This window comes from Ralstonia pickettii (genome assembly GCF_016466415.2).
Lineage (GTDB): Bacteria > Pseudomonadota > Gammaproteobacteria > Burkholderiales > Burkholderiaceae > Ralstonia > Ralstonia pickettii.
Map to the genome: position 1 here is coordinate 1,517,926 of NZ_CP066771.1, position 21,488 is coordinate 1,539,413.

Consider the following 21,488-nt stretch of genomic DNA (forward strand, 5'->3'; position numbering starts at 1 on the left):
CCTCTCACTCGGGCGAACACCATGAAGCTTCTGGCAAGCGGGCTGCGCGCAGCGCGTGACAACAAGCGGTTCCTGGTCGGCATGTCGCTGCTTTTTGCCTTCCGCGCCTGCATTGCGGACTGGGCAGTCGTGCCGAGCGGCTCAATGAATCCCACGCTCATCGAAGGCGACTACATCTTGATGAACCGGTTGGCTTACGGGGTGCGCGTACCGGCCACCACCGTCTGGCTCAAGCGCGGCAGCGACCCGCGACGTGGTGATGTCGTCGTCTTCTCCTCCCCCGAAGACGGCACGAAGCTGGTCAAGCGACTCATCGGGCTGCCCGGCGACGTGGTTGAAATGCGTGACGAAGCGCTCTACATCAATCACCAGCGCTTGGCCTATGCGCCGCTGCCAGACGTCGCACCCGGCGCGCTGCCGCAAGCAACGGCGATGCTGCCGCACGAACTCTGGTCGGAAGCGCTACCGGGCCGGCAGCACACCGTGATGGTCTTGCCGGAGGTGCGTGCCCTGCGCAGTTTCGGTCCCATCATCGTCCCGCAAGACCACTACCTCATGCTGGGTGACAACCGCGACAACAGCCGCGACTCCCGCTACTTCGGTCTCGTACCGCGCAAGAATCTGATCGCTCGCGCTTCCCACCTGGCCCTATCGTTCGATCCAGACCACTTGTACATGCCGCGCCTCGCACGCATGGGCAAGCCGCTGGACTAGCGCAACGCCAAAAGTACGCAAAGAAAAAGCCCCCTCGTTATTGAGGGGGCTTTTTCGTCAGGCTACGTACTCTGCACGCCGTATTAGTCCTCTGCAGTATTGGCTGGCTTGCTGCTGTCGACCGCGCTGCTGTTGATCTTCACCTTCGAGCGCGCCTTCAGTGCTTCATAGTAGGCATTGAACTCGGTCTGACCCGCGGCCTGAGCCAGTTGCTGTGCATCGGCAGCGCGGCGCGTCTCGTCCACATTGGCCGGCGGCAGCACCTTGTTGATGCGATACAGCGCGTAGCCCTGGGCACCCAGGTCGACGCCAATGGTGGTCGGCAGCTTGGTCGCATCCGCGCGCAGGATGGCTGTCAGTGCAGCCGGCGGCGTGCCCTGCGCCTGCTGGCGCGAGACCGTCTGTACAGCACCGAAACCATCGGCGCTGTTACTCTGCTTCACGGCAGCCAGCTTCTCTTCGCCGGCCTTCTTGGCCAGCGCAGCGGCTTGCTCGGCGATCACCTTAGCCTTGACCTGTTCACGCACGTCGGCCAGCTTCTTCACCGTTGCCGGACGATACTCCGCCGCACGCGCTGCAACCAGCGTGGTCGGACCCACCTGGATGGCAGCTGTATTGCGGTGGTTCTTGATCACGTCGTCGGCAAACAGCGCCTTGAGCACCTTGTCATTGCCGATGGGGCTGCCGGACTGCGCCGGGCTCGGCGTGCGGGTCACGTTGTCGGCCGTCTGGATCTGCAGCTTGAGCTTGTCAGCCACCGGCTTCAGGCTGTCGGACTGATCTTCCACCGTGTTGGAGAACGCATCGGCCAGCTCCGAGTACTTCTTGTTCGCGAGTTGCGTACGCAGTTCGCGTTCAAGCTCCGGCTTGACGGCTTCCAACGGCTGCACACCGCCACCCTTCACTTCTTCCAGCTTGATGATGTGGAAACCAAAATCGCTTTGGACCACGTCACTGATGTCGCCCGGCTGCTTGAGCGCAAACAGCGCGTTCTCGAACGGCGGCACAGTCGCGCCCTTGCCGAGGAAGCCCAGCTCGCCACCCTGCGCGGCTGAACCCGGATCGCCAGAGTACTTCTTGGCGAGATCTGCGAAGCTCGCGGGGTTTTTACGCACCTCGGCCAGGACTTCTTCGGCCTTCTTCTTGGCGGCTTCCTTGTCGGCAGGCTTGGCGTTATCCGGCAGCTTGATCAGAATGTGAGCGGCGCGGCGTTCTTCCTGTGTCTTGAAGCGCGCAGCGTTCTGATCGTAGTACTCCTTGAGCTGCTCGGGCGTGACCGGAATCTGCTTCATCATCTCTTCGCCCGAGAACACGACATACTCGGCCTTGACTTGCTCCGGCACAGAGAATTCCTGCTGGTGCGCGTCGTAGTAAGCCTGGATGGCCTTGTCGTCCGCATTGACCTTTGCAGCGTAGTCCGCCGGCTTGAACAGCAGTGCCTGAACTTCACGTTGCTGATCGCGTACCTGGATGAGGCGATCCACCAGCGACTTCGGCACAAACGCCGACGACACGATCGATTGCGGAATCTGTTGCTGCGAGAGCTCGAAGCGCAGATTGCCTTCCAACTGCTCGGGCGTCATGTTCTGCGCAGACAGCAGCCTTACGTAGGCTTCCTGATCGAAGGAGCCATCCGGCTTGCGCAGCGCCGCCACGGCCGGAATTTGGAGGATGGTGTCGCGAATCTTCTCGTTCGAGATGGTCAGGTTTGCACGCGTGACCTCATTGGCCAGCACGCGTTGCTGGATGATGCCGTCGAGCACGTCGCGGCGCATCTGTGGACCTTCGAACTGGCGCGGATCATATTGCGCGCCAAGCATCTGGCGCAGGCGCTCGGTCTGCTCGCGCACGCGCGCGTCGACTTCGTTGGTCGAGATGACCTTGCCGTCGACCTTGGCAGCGTCATGCGAGCTGTCCATGAAGCTCGAATAGCTCTGCACGCCAAAGAACACGAACGACGGGAACACCAGAATCAGCAGCACCAGAAACATCAAGCGCCGATGCGTACGTACGAAATCAAGCATGCTGGACCGGAGGTGAATGGAAGATGGAAAATCCGGCGATTCTATCAGGTGCCGCCGACATTCCGGACAATCGCGGCATGGCGCACAGGCATGACCTGCAAGCATTCGCCGCTGAAAAGACAAAGGCCCGAACGAATCGGGCCTTTGTACAGGATTCTGGCGGAGCGGACGGGACTCGAACCCGCGACCCCCGGCGTGACAGGCCGGTATTCTAACCGACTGAACTACCGCTCCAGATTGGGTCGGACCTTCCGACGCTGGAGCGGCAATACGAACGATGGTGGGTGCTGAGAGGCTCGAACTCCCGACCCGCGCCTTGTAAGGGCGCTGCTCTACCAACTGAGCTAAGCACCCGTTCGTACCGCCGGCGTAAGCCGGACTGTCCGGCGCCCGTGTTGTCACCCACGAGCACCAAAGCCCGCTAGTTTAGCGCATCTTTCAGCGCTTTGCCAGGTTTGAATTTAGCAACTTTACCACCTTCGATCGTGATGGCCGCACCCGTGCGCGGATTGCGTCCATTACGCGAAGATCGCTTGCCGACCAGAAACGTGCCAAAGCCGACCAGCGTGACCGAGCCACCGTCGCACAATGCATCTTTGATACCGTCGATCAGCGCGTCGATGGCGCGCCCCGCTGCGGCTTTCGACATATCAGTTTGCGCTGCCACATGGTCGATGAGATCTGTTTTATTCATCGTGCCACCTCCCCGAACACCGCTAGTGTGGATTCATTAAAGTGGCCGTCAATCGACGTGTCAAGGCGAAGAACTGTGTGCCACGTGTCGCAGCCAGTGCAAAGAAAAAGGGCCCGAACATGTCGGGCCCTTCTTCAACCTCGGCAAGCCAAGATGTCAGTGATGCACCATTTCCTGCGACTTGCCGTCATCGCCCTGGGCGGGCGCCGGCTTGGCTTCTTCTTCCGGCAGCGGCTCCGGCTTACGCACCAGCGCGAGTTCCAGCACCTTGTCGATCCAGCGGACCGGCTGAATCTCGATGCTGTTCTTCACGTTGTCCGGAATGTCAGCCAAGTCCTTGACGTTCTCCTCCGGAATCAGCGCGAGCTTGATGCCACCGCGGTGAGCGGCCAGCAGCTTTTCCTTCAAGCCGCCGATCGGCAACACTTCGCCGCGCAGGGTGATTTCGCCGGTCATCGCCACGTCTGCGCGCACCGGAATCCCGGTCAGCACCGACACCAGCGCCGTCGTCATCGCAATACCTGCCGACGGACCATCCTTGGGCGTCGCCCCTTCGGGCACGTGAATGTGGATGTCACGCTTCTCGAACATCTCATCCTTGATACCCAGCCGAGCCGACCGCGAACGCACCACCGAGCGCGCAGCCTCGACGGACTCCTTCATCACGTCGCCCAGCGAACCCGTGCGGGTGATGTTGCCCTTGCCCGGCATCAGCGCGGCTTCAATGGTCAGCAGATCGCCGCCCACTTCGGTCCATGCCAAACCGGTCACCTGGCCGACCTGGTCTTCCTTGCCGGCCAGACCAAAGTCGAAACGACGCACGCCAAGGAATTTGTCCAGGTTGTCCGAATCCACCTTCACGGACGTATTGGCTTCTTTCTTCAGCAGCAGTTGCTTGACGACCTTGCGGCAGATCTTCGAGACCTCGCGTTCCAGCGAACGAACACCGGCTTCCCGCGTGTAGTAGCGGATGATGTCGCGCAGCGCGGCTTCGGTCACCTCGATCTCGCCCTCCTTCAGACCATTGTTCTTGATCTGCTTGGGCAGCAAGTAGCGACGGGCGATGTTGACCTTTTCGTCTTCTGTGTAACCCGACAGGCGAATCACTTCCATCCGGTCCAGCAGCGGCGCCGGAATGTTCAGCGAGTTCGACGTCGCCACGAACATCACATCCGACAGGTCGAAGTCCACTTCGATGTAGTGGTCCTGGAACGTGTGGTTCTGTTCCGGGTCCAGCACTTCGAGCAATGCAGACGACGGGTCGCCGCGGAAATCCGCACCCATCTTGTCGATCTCGTCGAGCAGGAACAGTGGGTTGCGCACGCCGACCTTCGTCAGGCTCTGCAGGATCTTGCCCGGCATCGAACCGATGTACGTACGGCGGTGACCGCGAATCTCGGCCTCGTCACGCACGCCACCCAGCGCCATGCGCACGAACTTGCGGTTCGTTGCACGCGCCACCGACTGCCCGAGCGAGGTCTTGCCAACACCCGGCGGCCCCACGAGGCACAGGATCGGCGCTTTGAGCTTGTCGACGCGCTGTTGCACGGCGAGATACTCAAGGATACGTTCCTTGACCTTTTCCAAACCGTAGTGGTCTTGATCCAGCACCTGCTCGGCGTTCGACAGGTCGTTGTTGACCTTGCTCTTCTTGCGCCACGGCAGACCCACCAACGTGTCGATATAGTTGCGCACGACCGTCGCCTCGGCCGACATCGGCGACATCAGCTTGAGCTTCTTGAACTCGGACTCGGCCTTCTTCTTGGCCTCCTTCGGCATGCGGGCGGCCTTGATCTTCTTGTCCAGCTCTTCGAGATCGGCGCCTTCCTCGCCTTCGCCCAGCTCCTTCTGGATGGCCTTGACCTGCTCGTTCAGGTAGTACTCGCGCTGGCTCTTCTCCATCTGGCGCTTGACGCGGCCACGGATGCGCTTTTCCACCTGCAGGATGTCGATCTCGCCTTCCAGCTGCGACAGCAGGCTCTCTAGACGTTCGGTCACGTTGAACATCTCGAGAATCTTCTGCTTCTGCTCGAGCTTGATCGGCAGATGTGCGGCAATGGTGTCAGCCAAGCGACCCGGTTCGTCGATACCCGACAGCGAAGTCAGAATCTCCGGCGGGATCTTTTTGTTCAGCTTCACGTACTGGTCGAACTGCGACACGATGGCGCGACGCAGCGCCTCGGTCTCAGCCGATTCAGTCGGTTCCGGGCCGACGGGTACCGCTTCGCAGAAGAAGTGAGATTCGTCGTCGGTGACGGACAGGATGTTGGCGCGCTGAGTGCCCTCGACCAGCACCTTCACGGTGCCGTCCGGTAGCTTCAGCATCTGCAGAATGTTCGCGATACAGCCGACCTCGTACAGATCCTTGTCGGTCGGCTCGTCCTTGGCGGCCGTCTTTTGCGCAACGAGCATGATGCTCTTGCCCGCTTCCATCGCAGCTTCCAGCGCCTTGATGGATTTGGGGCGCCCCACGAACAGCGGAATCACCATGTGCGGAAACACCACCACGTCACGCAGCGGCAACAGCGGCAGGCGAATCTGCTCAGCGGGTAAAAGTTGGGTTCCGGACATTATTTTCCCCAGAAAGTCATGTAAGGGCTAAATTGGGCACAGCGACGGTTTTACAAGACCGCTGCTGCAAGTCGCATGCCGACCCGGTTTCCCGAAGCAAAAAAGCCGCTCGCAAGCGAACGGCTTCCTGCATGGGACGCATACGGCGCATCCCGGCCGGGCATTCGCGTCAGTTGGAACCTGCAACCTTGGGTTGCTCTTCGTAAATCAGCAAGGGCTTGCCTTCGTCGGAGATCGTGCTTTCATCGATCACCACCTTTTGCACCCCCTTGTGGTTGGGGAGGTCATACATCACATCCATCAAAGCGTGCTCGACGATGGAACGCAGACCGCGCGCACCCGTCTTGCGCTTGATCGCCTTGCGGGCGATTGCCGTCAGCGCGCTCGGACGAATTTCCAGCTCCACCCCTTCCATTGCCAGCAGCTTCTGATACTGCTTGACGATTGCGTTCTTGGGCTCGACCAGGATTTCCATCAAGGCAGCCTCGTCGAGCTTGGCCAGCGTCGCCACCACGGGCAGACGGCCGATCAACTCGGGAATCAGGCCGAACTTGATGAGATCTTCCGGCTCCACTTGCGGCAGCACTTCGCTGACGTCGCGCTCTTCCTTGCTCTGCACCTCTGCGCCAAAACCGATTCCGGTCTTGTCAGAGCGCTGCATGATGATCTTTTCCAGACCATCGAACGCGCCGCCGCAGATGAACAAGATGTTGGTCGTATCAACTTGCAGGAAGTCTTGGTTCGGATGCTTGCGGCCACCTTGCGGCGGCACCGATGCCATCGTGCCTTCGACCAGTTTAAGCAGCGCTTGCTGGACGCCTTCACCGGAAACGTCCCGGGTGATGGAGGGGTTGTCTGACTTGCGTGAAATCTTGTCAATTTCGTCGATGTAGACAATGCCACGCTGGGCCTTATCCACCTCGTAATTGCAGTTCTGCAGCAGCTTCTGGATGATGTTCTCGACGTCCTCGCCCACGTAGCCTGCTTCGGTCAGCGTGGTGGCGTCGGCAATGACGAACGGCACGTTCAAGAGACGCGCCAGCGTTTGAGCCAGCAGGGTCTTGCCCGAGCCAGTCGGCCCGATGAGCAGAATGTTGCTCTTGGACAGCTCGACATCGTCCTTCTTGCCGAGGTGCTTCAAGCGCTTGTAATGGTTGTAAACCGCGACCGCCAGGATCTTCTTCGCCTGCTCCTGCCCGATGACGTACTGGTCGAGGCTTTGGCGAATTTCGTGCGGCGTGGGCAGGTCGGACTTGACCGCCAGACCACCTTCTTTTTCAGAGATGGCAGCTTCGTCCCGGATGATTTCGTTGCACAGGTCGATACATTCATCGCAGATGAAGACCGAGGGGCCGGCAATCAGTTTTTTGACCTCATGCTGGCTCTTGCCGCAAAACGAGCAGTACAGCAGCTTTTCGCCAGTCGAGCCTTTCTTGTCCGCCATAACGATTACCAGTAGTTCTTGGCAGCATCATACGCCAAATTATCTGGCGACGATCCGCAGGTGTTGTTCCAAGCAAAAACGAGGCGCGAGGCCTCGTTTTTGACACCGCTTGACATGTTTCGTGCGGTTAGCCGGTGTGCCGTAAAACGCACCGGCCACGCCGTCTATCCATAGATCGGCACATTACCCCGACACTTCAGCGCTTTGCGATGACCTGGTCGATCAGGCCGTATTCCTTAGCCTGTTCGCTGCTCATGAAGTTATCACGATCCGTGTCGCGGGCGATCTTATCAACAGGCTGACCGGTCACTTCCGAGAGCACCGTATTCAGGCGCTCGCGCAGGTACAGAATCTCACGCGCCTGGATCTCGATGTCGGAAGCCTGGCCCCGCGCGCCGCCCAGCGGCTGGTGAATCATGATGCGCGAGTTCGGAAGGGCCAGACGCTTGCCCTTCGCGCCGGCTGCCAGCAGGAACGCGCCCATACTGGCTGCCATACCCATGCAAAGCGTGGACACGTCCGGCTTGATGAACTGCATCGTGTCGTACATTGCCAGACCGGACGATACAGAACCGCCCGGCGAATTGATGTACAGCGAGATGTCCTTGTCCGGATTCTCACTTTCCAGGAACAGCAGCTGTGCCACCACGAGGTTGGCAGTCTGGTCGTTGACCTCGCCCACCATGAAGATCACTCGCTCCTTTAGCAGGCGCGAGTAGATATCGTAGGCGCGTTCGCCGCGGCCCGACTGCTCGACCACCATCGGCACCAGACCGAGCCCCTGCGTTTCGAGCGCGGAAGCTTGGGTACGGGCAAGTTGGTCGATCAGTTCATTGCGGATCATGCGGTTCTCCGGTGCTTATTTCGGAAACTTTATCGATCGAATCAGCCTTGCGCCGGCGTGGCGGTCAGCTCTTCGAACGACACGACCTTGTCAGTCACCTTGGCCTTGTCGCACACAAAATTTACCACGTTGTTTTCGAGCACGTAGGCTTCCATCTCAGCCAGGCGCTGTTGGTCACCGTAGTACCAGCGGATGACTTCCTTCGGATCTTCGTAGCTCTTGGCGAACTCTTCGATCTCAGCCTTGATCTGCTCCGGCTTGGCTTCCAGGCCGTTGGCCTTCACGACTTCGGCCAGCACCAGGCCCAGCTTCACACGGCGCTCGGCTTGCTGCGTGAACATCTCCGCCGGGATCGGCATGTTCTTGGCGTTCGGCATGCCGCGCGATTCTAGGTCGCGGCGCGCCATTTCGACCAGACGCTCCTGGTCTTGCTCGACCAGCGACTTCGGCACGTCCAGCTCTGCCACCTTCAGCAGCGCTTCCATGACTTGATCCTTGAGCAACGCGTGCGTGCGGCGCTTGACCTCACGCTCGAGGTTTTCGCGGATGTCGGCGCGCATCTTGTCGAGGTTGCCGTCGGCGATGCCCAGCGATTGCGCGAAGGCTTCATTGACTTCCGGCAGGTGCGCCCACTCAACTTGCTTGAGCGTGACGGTGAACTCAGCCGTCTTACCAGCGACGTCCTTGCCGTGGTAATCCTCGGGGAACGCCAGCGGGAATTTTTTCGATTCGCCTTGCTTCAGGCCCAGCGTGGCTTGCTCGAACTCGGGCAGCATGCGGCCTTCGCCCAGCACGAAGCTGAAACCTTCAGCCTTACCGCCGGCGAATTCCACGCCGTCGATCGTGCCGACGAAATCAACCGTCACGCGGTCGCCGTCTTGGGCAACGGCTGCGCCGCCGTCACCGTGCTCGCCGGCTTCGCCGCGCGGGTGGTAATGCACGCGTTGCTTGCGCAGGATGTCGAGGGTCTTGTCGATTTCGGCATCGGTGATTTCGGTCTTGGTGCGGGTCAGTTCCGCACCGGCCAGATCGCCAAGCTTCACTTCCGGGTACACCTCGAAAGTGGCATCGAACGCGACTTGGTCATCGGCCACGCCTTCGGTCTTCAGCTCGAAGCGCGGTTGGCCGGCGACCTTCACGCCCTGCTCGTTGGTGATGTCGAAGAACTGACGGGCCGCCTTGTCGTAGCGGACTTCGAATTCGACTTGTTGGCCGTATTGCTTCTCGACCATCTTCATCGGGACCTTGCCCGGGCGGAAGCCGGACATCTTGACGGTCTTGGACAGACGCGCCAGACGGCTTTGCTTCTCTTGCTCCACTTCGGCCTTCGGGACAGCCAGGGTCACTTTGCGATCAAGCTTGCCGAGGTTTTCGATAGTCGACATGGTCGTAATTCCAGATTCAGAAGATGGTTGCGTCGAACGGCGCAGCGCCAGCAGCAGCCGTGGTTCAAAGTTCTTGGTCTTGCCGGGCTTGCAGGAATGCGGCGCGAGGGCCGCTTCAATGCACAATGCACGGCACGTCGGGCGCGTTCAGGCTGGCAAACGCAAAACGCATATTATGGCATGGAACGTTCGGCGGCCCTGATTTTTTGGGTCGGAACGCTTGGAAAACCCTTCAATCGGCGCGTTAATCCAGCGGTTCCGCAGCCTTGCTTTCCGTGCGTGCAGCGCCCTGCCCTTGGAGGCCTCCGTGTTGCAACGCACGCAGGACAAAGCGGCCAGGGTCGAGCGCTGCCACCAGGTCGGATTCCAGCGGGAGCGGGCCACCGTCAATCTGTGCCGCCAGCAACTCCGCGCCCAGTACCGACCATGTGAGGCCGCGCGAACCATACGCAAGTGCGGCATACAGCCCGGCAAGGCGAGGCAATTGCGCATGCGGCCCGCGCAAGCGAAAACCGGGTACCGCAGCGGCGGCCTCATCCGCCAGCGGACCGATCAACGGCAACCGATTGGCCGAGACGCATCGCACACCGACATAGCCTCGTAACTGGGCGGGGTCGAGCCTGCCCAGCGCGCCCGCTTGACCCGGTTGCAACGCGGTCAGCCGCCGGAGATTGGCGACGTGATCGGCGACGCGCTCCGTCAGATCGGATGCGCCCGGTTGGAATGAGGAACCTATGCGCACTGACTGTGCGCCCTGCTCGGCAGGCAAGAGGTACCCCTCGCCGCAAACAACGGCCTTTGGCCACGCGGCGCCGGCTTGCAATGCAGTGACGGGCACATCGGTGAGTTGACCGCGCACCGGCTTGAGCGACGCGGATGTCAACGGCGCCAGACGTGCCGCACCGAGACTGTTGGCGAGCACGATGACCGGCGCCCTGGCGATCACATTCTGGTGCGCGTCCAGCGCCGCCCATTGATCGCCGTCTTGGCGCAGCGATTCGACACGCGTGTTCCAACGTGCGTCGACAGCGGCCCCGGCAGCGGCGAGATTGGCACGGCAAATGTCCGGCGGTGCGACCCAGCCGGCTTGCGCAAACCACCACCCTCCCTGCGGAACGCTGGCTCCGATGCGTTCGGCGGCCTGCTCCACATTGAGCCAGTCGATGTAATCGGTTGGATAGCCGAGCGCTTGCACGATGCGTTGCTGCTCGATGGCATCGCCGGCGTGTTCAGCGAGTTGCAGGACGCCGGTGCATTGGAAACCTGCGGCGAAGCCGGCGCGATCCAGCGCGTCCCAGTGGCGGCGCGCAAGGAGATTGCCTGCGCGCGATAGCTGCGACAGCACGCTGTCGTCGATGGACACATGGGGATGCATGGCCGCTGCGCGATGCGCCGACGTGCCTCGCGCGGGGCCCTCGTTTTCGTCGATGAGCGTGATGCGCCAGCCGCGCGACGCGAGCCGTTCTGCAACGGCGCAGCCGGCAAGCCCGGCGCCGAGCACGATGGCGTGATGTTGGCTCCAGACCGGCGCTTCGGCCGGTCCGCGCCGCGTGCGCCAGTGGGTTGGAAATTGCGCGACGGTCATGTCGCGTTTGGTGCCGAAACCGGGCGCCTTGCGCACCTCGAAACCAGCTTCCTGCAAGCCGCGCCGTACGAATCCAGCGGCGGTATACGTGGCCAATGTCGCGCCGGCGCGCGCTACCCGCGCAAGCTGCTTGAACACGCGCGGCTGCCACAGATCCGGGTTTTTTGCGGGAGAGAAGCCGTCGAGATAAAACGCGTCGGCAGCGCACGACAGTTGGGGCAGCGTCTCCATCGCGTCACCAAACAGCAGCGTCAGGGTGACGCAGCCGCCATCGAACGCCAGGCGATGCACACCCGGCACGGGCACGGGCCACGATTGACGGAGCATCTCGGCAAGAGGCGCCAGCGCGCCGTCCTTTGGATGCACGATCGACAAGCCTACGCGATCGAATGGGTGCTTCTCGATCGAAACGAAATCGAGTCGCGCGCAACGCTGCGGATCGTGGCGCCACGCGGCCCACGTGGCAAGGAAATTCAGACCTTGGCCGAAGCCTGTTTCGACAATGGTGAAGGTTCGCTTGCCCTGCCACGCGCTAGGCAAGCCATTGCCGCCCAGGAAAACGTGATGCGCCTGCGCCAGACCGCCTTCGGAGCTGTGATAGACGTCGTCGTATTGCGCGGAGAACGGCGTGCCGTCCGACGTGAGCTGAGGCGTGGGGAGAACGAGGCCGCGTGGCATGGAACACCCTGGGAAGAAGCGGCAAATTGTAACGCCGCCCTTTCCCTGCGCCTTGATCTGAAGCAGTCCGCCTGGCGGCTTCAGGCTGGATGCCGGATCGGCCCGACTGTCCATGCGCACGATCATCGTGGTTAGATAACCGCGCGGCTCTCCCTCCCACCCCGTCTTTACGACGTCGCGGCAACACCTTCGCCGCATCTTATGAATGGGAATTCACAATGGAGCGCCAAGAGTGAGCGTGGCGCAGCCGGACAGCCTCAAGCCACATCATCTGCAGACCGGTGTCGCCAAGCCATGAGTGCAACCGCCAGCGCCGCCACTGAAAGGCCGATTGCCAGCCCGGTCAACCGCCCCGCGCGACGGGCTTCATCAGCTTGCTGGCGCGCCTCGATGGCCTGGCGCACGGTTTCCCAGAAGGCCTCGCGGTGCTCGTTTTCGTCGAAGATGGACATGGCGTGCTTCCCCGTTATGCATGGCTCGCCTTGTCATCGTAGGGAAGGTGCGGCAGTTGCGCCACCGCGCGTTTCGTGTAGGACGCGGTGGCCCCAACAACTCAGACAGCAGCCACAGGCTTGCCCACCGGGCCGGCGAGCGGCCGGGAGACATCGGCATCACCCTGCCCCAACTCCATTGCATCTGCGCGTTCGGCGGTGGACAGTTCGTCTGCGCGATATCCGGTGCGGTTGAGCAGTACCAGCGTGCATGCCAGCGACACCAGCGCATACAGCGCCGATGACACCGCCACGCCGACGATGTTGCCGCTGCTGTTGAGCATCCACTGCGCAAATACCGGCGTGCCGCCACCCACCACGAGCGAGCACAGCTGATACGCCAGCGACAACCCCGTATAGCGGACGCGCGTCGGAAACACGCGCGCCAGAATGCCGCCGATGGCGCCATAGAACATCGAGTGCGGAATCGTCGCCAGACACATGCCGAGCAGAGCAATCCAGACCACCTTCGTCTCGATGGCAAAGAACATCACCGGCATGAGCAGAAACTCCGGCAGCACCATCAGGCAGATCGCACGACGCATATCCATGCGCGAGACCAGCCATGCACCGAGTGGCTGCGTGATGAACTGCACCACCAGCGCAATCGCGATGATGCCGAGGAAGGTGTCCTGGGCGTAGCCGAGTTCCTTCGTGGCCCACGCCAGCGCGAAGTTGCTTTTCAGGTACGTCACATGAATGAGCGGCAGCGTACCGGCACCCAGCAGCACGAGGCCCCAGTGGTCGCGCACGACATCTTTGAGCGGCAGTTTGACGGTCTTCTTCTGTGCCAGCACGCGCTTCATGTCGTCCGACTCCTCCAGCTTCAGGCGGATGACCATGCCGACGATCACCAGCAGCGCCGACAGCAGGAACGGCACGCGCCAGCCCCACAGCATGAACTGCGGTGTCGGCAGCGCACTCAGCGCGAAGAACACCAGCGTTGCCAGCAGGTTGCCCGTAGGCGAACCCTGCTGAGCAAACGCCGAGTACAGAATGCTCTTGCGCTTGGGCGCGCTTTCGCTGGCAATCAGGACCGCACCGCCCCACTCGCCGCCCACGGCCACGCCCTGGATCACGCGCAGCACAACCAACCCGACCGGCGCCCATAGGCCGATCTGCGCATAGCCCGGCAGCAGGCCGATGCCCATCGTCGCCACGCCCATGAGGATGAGCGTGATGATGAGCGTGGTCTTGCGGCCGATCTTGTCGCCCAGATGCCCGAAGATGATCCCGCCGATGGGCCGCGCCGCAAAGCCGGCCCACAGCGTGACGAACGAGAGCAGCGTGGCGATGCCGGGGTCCAGCGTCCTGGAGAAGAACACTTTGCCGAACACAAGTGCGGCAGCGAGGCCGTAGATATAGAAGTCGTACCACTCGATGGTCGTGCCGATGAACGCGGCAACCGCGGCCCGGCGCGGCTGGAGGTTTGCGGCCGCGGCGACATGGGGCGCAGGCTGGTGAGGCATGTTGGTCTCCTTGGTGGTACTGCCGGTTTGGCGCAGCCTCTGCCGGGCTGTCTGCCGTGTCGTGGTGAACCTGGGTTACTTCATTTCAGAATGCCGGCCTGGAACAGGCGCCGCCGGGTGTCGGCGTCAATGCCGAGCGACGCGAGCACGGCATCGGTATCGGCACCGAGCGCGGGCGGTGCATTGCGATACGTGGCCGGCGTGCGCGACAGCTTGATCGGCGAGCCGGTCCCGCGGTACTCACCCAGCTCGACCACCATCTGCCGGTGCAGCGTATGCGGATGGCGCGCCACCACGTCGACACTCAACACCGGCCCGCACGGTACACCGCTATGGATCAGGTCTTGCGCGAGCGTCTCGCAATCGAAGCGTGCCAGTTGCGCTTCCAGCGCCACCTTGAGTTCCGCGCGGTGTGCGCAGCGGCTGCGGTTGTCGGCAAAGCGCGCGTCTTGCGCCAACCCAGCCGCACCGACATGCGCGCATAGCCTGGCGAACTGGCGATCGTTGCCCACCGCCAGAAAGATCGGCGCGGTGCCCGTCTGGTAGCTGTCGTACGGTGCGATGTTCGGGTGGGCATTGCCGCTGCGCTGCGGCACCTTGCCCGAGCCGAAGTAGTTGGGCAGATGCGGATGCAGCAGCGATACGCCGCAGTCATACAACGCGATGTCGATCGATTGCCCGCGGCCGCTCTTTTCCCGCTCGGCCAGGGCGAGCAAGATGCCGGCGAGCGCGTTGAGCCCAGTCACCATATCGACGATCGGCAGGCCGACGCGCATCGGGCCGCCGTCGCGCTCGCCGTTGACGCTCATCAGGCCGGCCATCGCCTGGATGGCGGCATCGTAGCCGGGCAACCCACCAAGCGGGCCATCGGGGCCGAAGCCGGAGACGGCGCAGTGGATCAAGCGCGGAAAACGCGGTTGCAGGTCGCGCTCGAAATCCATGCCCCAGCGGGCAAGCGTTCCGGGCTTGAAGTTCTCGACCAGCACGTCGGCGTCTTCGAGCAATTGCCAGAGCACCGCGCGGCCCTCCTCACAGGCCAAATCGACGGAGATGCCCAGCTTGTTGCGGTTGACACCGTTGAAGTACCAGGCGGTATCGCTCGCGTCGAAGGGCGGGCCCCAGGTGCGGGTCTCGTCGCCGACGGGCGGTTCGAGCTTGATGACCTGCGCGCCGTGATCGGCCAGCGCCTGCGTGCAATACGGGCCACCGAGCACGCGGCTCAGGTCGATGACTTTCAGGCCGTGCAACGCGCCATCGATCGCGCTCATTGCGCCTCTCCGGCCGGCAACGCCCGCATGGCCAGCGCTAACGGAACCTCGCGCTGCTTGACAAGCGAATCGAACAGCAATCCGTCATCGCTCGCGGGCAAGGCCAGGGGATCGATCGGCAGCAGCTTGTGACGCAGCACCAGATGCGCCAGCGCCAAACGACGATGGTCCGGCGCCAGAAGTATGCCCTCTACCGCCATGAAGATCGCGGTGGTGATGTGATACAGCGCGGAGCCCGCCTGACGCACGAGTTCGTCGCTGCCGTCTTCCGCCACCTTTGCGATTGAACGGCATACGCGGTCGAGCGTGGCTCGCAACAAAGCGTCGCTCTGCGCCGGCAACGTCACGCCATCGAGCAGGCCGACGAGATGCGCGCGCAGCGGTTCCAGCGCGCCTTCGCGCTTCACGGCGCGCGCGATGTCAAGCGCGACGATGTTGCTCGTGCCCTCCCAGATGGAGCCCAGATGTGCGTCACGCACGAGACGCGCATCGCTCCATTCTTCGATGTAGCCGGTGCCACCGCGCACTTCCATCGCGTCCCCTGTCACGCGGCGCGCATCGCGGCAAGCGCGGAACTTGATGAGCGGTGTCAGGATGCGCACGCATTTGGCGGCTTGCGCATCGCCTGCGTCGGCCAGGGGTAGCAGTTGCGCGATCTGCATGAACATCGAGCGCGCCTGCTCCGTTGGCAACAGCATCTTCAGGAGCTGGCGCTGCATCAACGGCATATCGATCAGCTTGCGGCCGAAGGCTTCTCGGTTGCGCGCAATGTGCAACGCTTCAGTGGTGGCGCGGCGCATCAGGCCGGCAGCGCGCACACCATTCGACAGGCGCGACATGTTGATCATGTCGGCCATCTGATGGAAGCCGCGGCCGATCTCGCCAATCAGGTATGCGGTGGCCCCTTCGAGCGCGATCTCGCCGCTGGCCATCGAGCGGGTGCCCAGCTTGTCTTTCAGGCGGACGATGCGGTAATGATTGCGCGAGCCGTCGCGCAGCGTCTTGGGCAACAGGAACAGCGCGAGGCCGTTGATACCCGATGGTGCGCCGTCCGGGCGGGCGAGCACCATGGCGAGATCGGCATCGGCGTTGGAACAGAACCATTTGTCGCCGTACAGGCGCCAGGTTTGCGTGCCGTCGGGCGCGGTTTCCAGCGCGGCGCGCGTAGCGATGCGGGCGACGTCGGAACCGGCCGCCTGCTCGGTCATGAACATCGCGCCCTGGTACAGCACATCGAAGTCGCGCGAGGCCAGCATCGGCAGGTAGCGCGCCAGGAGAGCCGGATCGCCAAATTTGCGCAGCGTGCGCGTGAGCGAATCCGTCATGCTGACCGGACAGCACAAACCGAACTCGGCCTGCACGAACAAATACGTGAGCGCGTATTTGACGAGGGGTGGCGGCGCATTACCGACGTGGCTCATCGACGCAAGCCCCAGCTCGGCATAGGCCACGCGCTCCAGCGCAACGTAATCGGGGTGCTTGACGATGGTCTGCAGGGCTTCGCCACGGCGAGTGCGGTGGCGTAGCTGCGGCGGGTTGTGATCCGCGCTGATGGCCCAGGCGTCAAGTTCATCGGAGACGCGTTGGCCAAGCGACTTGAGCTGCGGTTCAAGCTCGCGGTAGGGGGCGTCGCCCAGGTACAGCCGCAAGAGGCGCCCGAGGTCAGGATCGACGTGGAAGAAATTGATGCCCCGGCTGTCGGGGATGTTCTGATGGCCGCCGGACTGGGTCCTAAGCGGGTCGCGGGCGATGTCGTTCATGCGGGTGGCCTCGCTGTCTCCTGTTTTGTCCGGCCAGCATAGAAACGCCATCGATAATCGTCCAATACAGCTTTTGTCCTGTACGATAAGTGTTCCTTATCGTCAAACAAGACCGCCATGGACCTGAAGCAGCTGCGCTATTTCGTTGCCGTGGCGGAAGAACTGCACTTCGGGCGAGCGGCGCAACGGCTGTTCATCTCGCAGCCAGCGCTGAGCTTCGATATCCGCAAGTTCGAGGGTCAACTGGGCGTGCAGTTGCTGGCACGCACCAACAAGAGCGTCGCGCTCACCAACGCCGGCCAGGTTTTATTGGACGAGGCGCGCAAGCTGTTACAGCAGGCGGCCGAAGTGGAACGCATCACGCAGCGCTCCGCGCATGGGCTGGCAGGCCGGCTTCGCGTCGGTTTCGTCAATTCGATGCTGTATCGCGGCCTGCCACGCGCGGTGCAACGCTTCGAGGCCGACCACCCCGCCGTCGAGATCATCCTGCGCGAAATGAACACCGGCGAGCAGGTCCAAGCCATCCAGCGTCAGCAGATCGACCTAGGCTGCGCGTATTGGGGAACGTTTCCCGCCGAAGTCGTTTCCACGCCCATCTTCTCGGAACCCTTCCTGGTCTGCCTGCCCGCTGGCCATGCCTTGGCCCGTCGCAAGAGCTTGGCGCTGGACGCGCTCGCGCAAGCGCCGTTCATCCTCTTCCCGCGCACGGTATCGCCGCACTATCACGACCTGATCATCGCGCTGTGCGTTGATGCCGGCTTCAGCCCGGAGATTCGCCACGAGGCACGGCTGTGGCAAACGGTGGTGACGATGGTTGGGTTCGGCATGGGCGTGGCGCTCGTCCCCAAGACGCTGCAACACGCCGGCGACGCACGCGTCAGCTTTGTGCCGCTGGCCGGCGACAAAAAAGAATCGCCCGTGCTGTCGTTACGACGCACGGGCGATGCAGAGCCGGTCGCTAGCCGCTTTCTGGAATACCTCGAAGCCGCGGCGCAGGAAAACGTGAAACCTTGAAGGCTTCACTCACAGCGCCTTGCTGAGGAAAACGCGGCTCGTGCCGGGCGGGTCGCACGGCACCTCTCCGAACCGTACCCAGCCGTTGCGTTCGTAAAACTGCGGGGCCTGAAAGCTGATCGTATAGACCACCGCCGAGCGACAACCGCGTCGGCGCCCTTCTTCTTCAAACCTGCGCAACACCTCGGTGCCAATACCCATGCCGCGTAACGTTTCGGGCAGATGGAAGAGATCAAGAAACAGGAGCCCGAGCGATGTACGGCCGCTCGCACCACCCACCACATCGCCGCTGTCGGGATCGCGGACGAGCACTGCTAGCGGCCGGCGGTCACCATAGCCGACGTGCGTATCGTTGAAGTGGTTCAGCCCATTGCCGATGATCTGAATCGATTCGTCATCGGCGTCGTCGGTCACGATGATTTCTGGAGCGCGCATGCAGGCCCATTGCGTCTATTGCGTTCGGGCCGGCAGGACGGTAGGCGTCGTCTGCGCGGGCCGCATGTGCGGCATCATGTTTGTATTCAGGTGGTACATCACCCAAAGCGAACCGCTGAGCGTGATGACGACCAACACCAACGTGAACATCAGCGACAGCATGTTCCAACCGCCTTCGGATTTGGCGTTCATGTGCAGGAAAAAAATCATGTGTACCACGATCTGCACCGCGCCGATGAGCAGGATCGTCACGGCGGTGGTCGATGATCTGTCGAAGACGTTCGCCATCACCAGCCAGAACGGGATCGCCGTCAGGAAGACAGACAGCACGAAGCCCGTCAGGTAACCGCCGAGAGTGGCGTGCGGCCCGATCTCTTCTTCGTGATGATGGCCTTCGTGGCCATGACCGTGGCCGTTCATCGTTTGATCATGCGCGCTCATGGCAACGTTCCCATCAGGTAGACGAAGGTAAAGACGCCGATCCAGACGACGTCCAGAAAGTGCCAGAACATCGACAGGCACATCAGCCGACGCTTGTTGGCCGTGATCAGCCCGTGCTTGGACACTTGCACCATCAGCACGATCAGCCAGATCAGGCCAAACGTCACGTGCAGCCCGTGCGTGCCGACCAGTGAGAAGAACGAAGTCAGGAATGCACTGCGCGTCGGCCCCGCGCCCTCGTGGATCAGGTGCGCGAATTCGTAGAGCTCCACTGCAAGAAACGCCGCACCGAACACCCACGTGATGGCCAGCCAGATCTGCATGGCCGAGATCTTGTTCTGCTGCAGCTGCAGCATCGCAAAGCCGTACGTAATAGACGACAGCAGCAGGAACGATGTGTTGAGCGCCACCAGAGGCAACTCAAACAATTCTGCCCCCGTCGGCCCGCCTGCGTACTCGCGGCCCAGGACGCCATAGGCGGCAAACAGGCACGCGAAGATCAGGCAGTCGCTCATCAGGTACAGCCAGAATCCGAGCAGCGTGCCGTTTGGCACGTGCGGTTCTTCGGTGACGTGGAACTGGTAGCCGCCCGGCGGTATGTCATCCACCGTGGTGGTACCACTGGGGCCGGTCACATGCAGAGATGCGGTCGTTTCAGCCATGGCCTGCCATCAGTTGCGTGCGCGATGCTTCGGTGCGGATCACCTCTTCCGCCGGAATGTAGTAGTCGCGCTTGTAGTTGAAGGTATGAATGATCGCCGAGAGGATCGTGGCCGCGAACGACGCGATGGCCAGCCACCAGATATGCCAGATCAGCGCAAAACCGCACAACGTGGAGAGCCCCGCCAGCACAATGCCGGCGGCGGTGCCCTTGGGCATGTGGATCGGCTTGAAGCCTTCCTGAGGACGCCGGTAACCGTACTGCTTCATCTGCCACCAGGCGTCGGCGTCATGTACGAGCGGCGTCATTGCGAAGTTGTACTGCGGCGGCGGCGACGATGTGGACCACTCCAACGTGCGGCCATTCCACGGGTCGCCGGTCGTGTCGCGCAGTTCTTCCCGACGGAGGAAGCTGACCACAAGCTGGATCAGGAAGCAGGCAATGCCGACGGCGATCAGCAAGGCGCCCAATGCGGCAATCTGGAACCATATCTGCAAGGACGGATCGTCGAAATGGTTCATGCGGCGTGTGACCCCAAGCATGCCCAGCCAGTACAACGGCATGAACGCGATGTAGAAGCCGACAAACCAGAACCAGAACGACGCCTTGCCCCAAGATGAAACGAGGCGGTACCCAAAGGCCTTGGGAAACCAGTAGGTAATGCCGGCCATGAGGCCAAACAGCACGCCGCCGATGATCACGTTGTGGAAGTGCGCGATCAGGAAGAGGCTGTTGTGCAGCGAGAAGTCCGCCGGCGGCACCGCCAGCAGCACACCTGTCATGCCGCCAATGACGAACGTCACCATGAACCCGATCGTCCACAGCATGGGCGGTTCGAAGCGGATCTTGCCGTGATACATCGTGAACAGCCAATTGAAGATCTTGGCGCCTGTCGGGATCGAGATGATCATCGTCGTGATCCCGAAGAACGAGTTGACGCTGGCGCCCGAGCCCATGGTGAAAAAGTGGTGGAGCCAGACGAGGTACGACAGCACGGTGATCACGACCGTGGCGTACACCATCGACGCGTAGCCGAACAGGCGCTTGCGGGAAAACGTGGCCACCACCTCCGAGAAGATGCCGAACGCGGGCAGCACCAGGATATAGACCTCGGGGTGCCCCCAGATCCAGATCAGGTTCACATACATCATCGCGCTGCCGCCCTGCTCGACCGTAAAGAAATGGGTGCCAAGGTAACGGTCCAGGGCGAGCAGCGTCACTGCGGCCGTCAACACCGGAAAGGCGGCAACGATCAGCGTGTTCGTGCACAACGCTGTCCAGGTGAAGATCGGCATGCGCATCAACGTCATGCCGGGCGCGCGCATCTTAACGATGGTGACCAGCAGGTTGATGCCCGATAGCACGGTCCCGACGCCCGCTATCTGTAGCGCCCAAATGTAGTAATCGACACCCACATCGGGGCTGGCAAGAATGCCTGACAGCGGCGGATAGGCCAGCCAACCGGTGCGTGCGAATTCGCCCACGAACAGAGACATCATCACCAGGACGGCGCCGCCGGTGGTCATCCAGAAGCTGAAGTTGTTGAGGAAGGGGAACGCCACGTCGCGGGCGCCAATCTGCAGCGGCATGACAAAGTTCATGAGCCCCGTCACCAGCGGCATGGCGACGAAGAAGATCATGATCACGCCGTGCGCGGTGAAGATCTGGTCGTAGTGGTGCGGCGGCAGGTACCCCAGGTTGTCGCCAAAGGCCACCGCCTGCTGTATCCGCATCATGACGGCATCGGCAAAGCCGCGCAGCAACATCACGATGCCCAGCACGACGTACATGATGCCGATCTTCTTGTGGTCGATGCTGGTGAACCATTCACGCCAGAGGTAGCCCCAGAGGCGGAAGTACGTCAGCGCACCGACCAGCACGAGGCCGACCAGCGCGACGACCGCGAAGGTGGCGAGCAGGATCGGCTCGTGATACGGAATGGCCTCCCACGTCAGGCGGCCAAAAATCATGTTGGCGAGTTCAGAACGCTCGGGCATGGATGTCACCTGT

At 62.0% G+C, this 21,488-nt stretch carries 17 protein-coding genes and 2 tRNA genes; 2 read left to right on the plus strand and 17 right to left on the minus strand.

Annotated features, from left to right (window positions below):
• Positions 1–21: 21 nt before the first annotated feature.
• The gene (gene lepB / locus RP6297_RS07205; protein WP_009238063.1) at positions 22–714 is read left to right on the plus strand and encodes a signal peptidase I; all 693 of its coding nucleotides are present in this window, start codon (positions 22–24) and stop codon (positions 712–714) included.
• An 83-nt stretch (positions 715–797) separates the two neighbouring features.
• Here lepB and RP6297_RS07210 read toward each other — a convergent pair whose 3' ends face one another.
• The 13 genes from RP6297_RS07210 to RP6297_RS07270 all read right to left on the minus strand — a co-directional run bounded on the left by RP6297_RS07210 (position 798) and on the right by RP6297_RS07270 (position 16,927).
• Positions 798–2,738, minus strand: coding sequence for a SurA N-terminal domain-containing protein (locus tag RP6297_RS07210; protein ID WP_009238062.1), 1,941 nt, complete (start codon positions 2,736–2,738; stop codon positions 798–800).
• A 157-nt stretch (positions 2,739–2,895) separates the two neighbouring features.
• A tRNA-Asp gene (locus tag RP6297_RS07215) sits at positions 2,896–2,972 on the minus strand.
• A 44-nt stretch (positions 2,973–3,016) separates the two neighbouring features.
• Positions 3,017–3,092 (minus strand) — tRNA-Val (locus tag RP6297_RS07220).
• 67 nt (positions 3,093–3,159) lie between these two features.
• Positions 3,160–3,432 carry an HU family DNA-binding protein gene (locus RP6297_RS07225; RefSeq protein WP_009238061.1) on the minus strand — a complete coding sequence of 91 codons (273 nt, stop codon included), beginning with the start codon at positions 3,430–3,432 and terminating at the stop codon, positions 3,160–3,162.
• A 156-nt stretch (positions 3,433–3,588) separates the two neighbouring features.
• A complete protein-coding gene (gene lon, locus RP6297_RS07230) occupies positions 3,589–6,003 on the minus strand; it encodes an endopeptidase La (protein ID WP_009238060.1) in 2,415 nt (804 codons plus the stop codon).
• Positions 6,004–6,172: 169 nt separating this feature from the next.
• Positions 6,173–7,447 (minus strand): ATP-dependent Clp protease ATP-binding subunit ClpX, encoded by a 1,275-nt coding sequence (clpX, locus tag RP6297_RS07235; RefSeq protein ID WP_009238059.1) that lies wholly within the window; start codon positions 7,445–7,447, stop codon positions 6,173–6,175.
• Positions 7,448–7,643: 196 nt separating this feature from the next.
• The gene (clpP, locus tag RP6297_RS07240; protein WP_004627017.1) at positions 7,644–8,291 is read right to left on the minus strand and encodes an ATP-dependent Clp endopeptidase proteolytic subunit ClpP; all 648 of its coding nucleotides are present in this window, start codon (positions 8,289–8,291) and stop codon (positions 7,644–7,646) included.
• Between the two features lie 41 nt (positions 8,292–8,332).
• Positions 8,333–9,676, minus strand: coding sequence for a trigger factor (tig, locus tag RP6297_RS07245; RefSeq protein WP_009238058.1), 1,344 nt, complete (start codon positions 9,674–9,676; stop codon positions 8,333–8,335).
• Positions 9,677–9,920: 244 nt separating this feature from the next.
• Positions 9,921–11,939 carry a bifunctional tRNA (5-methylaminomethyl-2-thiouridine)(34)-methyltransferase MnmD/FAD-dependent 5-carboxymethylaminomethyl-2-thiouridine(34) oxidoreductase MnmC gene (gene mnmC / locus RP6297_RS07250; protein WP_009238057.1) on the minus strand — a complete coding sequence of 673 codons (2,019 nt, stop codon included), beginning with the start codon at positions 11,937–11,939 and terminating at the stop codon, positions 9,921–9,923.
• 257 nt (positions 11,940–12,196) lie between these two features.
• Positions 12,197–12,391, minus strand: coding sequence for a hypothetical protein (locus RP6297_RS07255; RefSeq protein ID WP_009238056.1), 195 nt, complete (start codon positions 12,389–12,391; stop codon positions 12,197–12,199).
• 101 nt (positions 12,392–12,492) lie between these two features.
• Positions 12,493–13,899, minus strand: a complete 1,407-nt coding sequence (locus RP6297_RS07260) for an MFS transporter (RefSeq protein ID WP_009238055.1) — start codon at positions 13,897–13,899, stop codon at positions 12,493–12,495.
• Positions 13,900–13,979: 80 nt separating this feature from the next.
• Complete coding sequence (locus tag RP6297_RS07265; RefSeq protein WP_009238054.1) at positions 13,980–15,167, minus strand: CaiB/BaiF CoA transferase family protein; 1,188 nt, start codon at positions 15,165–15,167, stop codon at positions 13,980–13,982.
• Entirely contained in the window at positions 15,164–16,927 is a 1,764-nt protein-coding gene (locus tag RP6297_RS07270) for an acyl-CoA dehydrogenase family protein (RefSeq protein ID WP_009238053.1), read from the minus strand. The genes RP6297_RS07265 and RP6297_RS07270 overlap by 4 nt, the downstream gene beginning before the upstream one ends.
• Positions 16,928–17,044: 117 nt before the next feature.
• On the opposite strand from RP6297_RS07270, the gene RP6297_RS07275 reads away from it, so the two are divergent.
• Positions 17,045–17,941 carry a LysR family transcriptional regulator gene (locus RP6297_RS07275; protein WP_009238052.1) on the plus strand — a complete coding sequence of 299 codons (897 nt, stop codon included), beginning with the start codon at positions 17,045–17,047 and terminating at the stop codon, positions 17,939–17,941.
• A 9-nt stretch (positions 17,942–17,950) separates the two neighbouring features.
• Here RP6297_RS07275 and RP6297_RS07280 read toward each other — a convergent pair whose 3' ends face one another.
• The 4 genes from RP6297_RS07280 to cyoB are packed head-to-tail and all read right to left on the minus strand — an operon-like array spanning position 17,951 to position 21,475.
• Positions 17,951–18,376 (minus strand): GNAT family N-acetyltransferase, encoded by a 426-nt coding sequence (locus RP6297_RS07280; RefSeq protein WP_009238051.1) that lies wholly within the window; start codon positions 18,374–18,376, stop codon positions 17,951–17,953.
• A 15-nt stretch (positions 18,377–18,391) separates the two neighbouring features.
• Positions 18,392–18,817 carry a cytochrome o ubiquinol oxidase subunit IV gene (gene cyoD / locus RP6297_RS07285; protein WP_009238050.1) on the minus strand — a complete coding sequence of 142 codons (426 nt, stop codon included), beginning with the start codon at positions 18,815–18,817 and terminating at the stop codon, positions 18,392–18,394.
• Positions 18,814–19,479 (minus strand): cytochrome o ubiquinol oxidase subunit III, encoded by a 666-nt coding sequence (gene cyoC / locus RP6297_RS07290; RefSeq protein ID WP_009238049.1) that lies wholly within the window; start codon positions 19,477–19,479, stop codon positions 18,814–18,816. The genes cyoD and cyoC overlap by 4 nt, the downstream gene beginning before the upstream one ends.
• On the minus strand, positions 19,472–21,475 hold the full coding sequence (gene cyoB / locus RP6297_RS07295; RefSeq protein ID WP_009238048.1) for a cytochrome o ubiquinol oxidase subunit I: 2,004 nt from the start codon (positions 21,473–21,475) through the stop codon (positions 19,472–19,474). Before cyoB ends, cyoC begins: the two co-directional genes overlap by 8 nt.
• Positions 21,476–21,488: the final 13 nt, after the last annotated feature.

What these genes read in the sequence shown, in the direction of transcription:
- lepB (WP_009238063.1), top strand. Translation starts at nt 22, where the DNA reads ATGAAGCTTCTGGCAAGCGGGCTGCGCGCAGCGCGTGACAACAAGCGG.
- RP6297_RS07210 (WP_009238062.1), bottom strand. Translation starts at nt 2,738, where the DNA reads ATGCTTGATTTCGTACGTACGCATCGGCGCTTGATGTTTCTGGTGCTG.
- RP6297_RS07225 (WP_009238061.1), bottom strand. Translation starts at nt 3,432, where the DNA reads ATGAATAAAACAGATCTCATCGACCATGTGGCAGCGCAAACTGATATG.
- lon (WP_009238060.1), bottom strand. Translation starts at nt 6,003, where the DNA reads ATGTCCGGAACCCAACTTTTACCCGCTGAGCAGATTCGCCTGCCGCTG.
- clpX (WP_009238059.1), bottom strand. Translation starts at nt 7,447, where the DNA reads ATGGCGGACAAGAAAGGCTCGACTGGCGAAAAGCTGCTGTACTGCTCG.
- clpP (WP_004627017.1), bottom strand. Translation starts at nt 8,291, where the DNA reads ATGATCCGCAATGAACTGATCGACCAACTTGCCCGTACCCAAGCTTCC.
- tig (WP_009238058.1), bottom strand. Translation starts at nt 9,676, where the DNA reads ATGTCGACTATCGAAAACCTCGGCAAGCTTGATCGCAAAGTGACCCTG.
- mnmC (WP_009238057.1), bottom strand. Translation starts at nt 11,939, where the DNA reads ATGCCACGCGGCCTCGTTCTCCCCACGCCTCAGCTCACGTCGGACGGC.
- RP6297_RS07255 (WP_009238056.1), bottom strand. Translation starts at nt 12,391, where the DNA reads ATGTCCATCTTCGACGAAAACGAGCACCGCGAGGCCTTCTGGGAAACC.
- RP6297_RS07260 (WP_009238055.1), bottom strand. Translation starts at nt 13,899, where the DNA reads ATGCCTCACCAGCCTGCGCCCCATGTCGCCGCGGCCGCAAACCTCCAG.
- RP6297_RS07265 (WP_009238054.1), bottom strand. Translation starts at nt 15,167, where the DNA reads ATGAGCGCGATCGATGGCGCGTTGCACGGCCTGAAAGTCATCGACCTG.
- RP6297_RS07270 (WP_009238053.1), bottom strand. Translation starts at nt 16,927, where the DNA reads ATGAACGACATCGCCCGCGACCCGCTTAGGACCCAGTCCGGCGGCCAT.
- RP6297_RS07275 (WP_009238052.1), top strand. Translation starts at nt 17,045, where the DNA reads ATGGACCTGAAGCAGCTGCGCTATTTCGTTGCCGTGGCGGAAGAACTG.
- RP6297_RS07280 (WP_009238051.1), bottom strand. Translation starts at nt 18,376, where the DNA reads ATGCGCGCTCCAGAAATCATCGTGACCGACGACGCCGATGACGAATCG.
- cyoD (WP_009238050.1), bottom strand. Translation starts at nt 18,817, where the DNA reads ATGAGCGCGCATGATCAAACGATGAACGGCCACGGTCATGGCCACGAA.
- cyoC (WP_009238049.1), bottom strand. Translation starts at nt 19,479, where the DNA reads ATGGCTGAAACGACCGCATCTCTGCATGTGACCGGCCCCAGTGGTACC.
- cyoB (WP_009238048.1), bottom strand. Translation starts at nt 21,475, where the DNA reads ATGCCCGAGCGTTCTGAACTCGCCAACATGATTTTTGGCCGCCTGACG.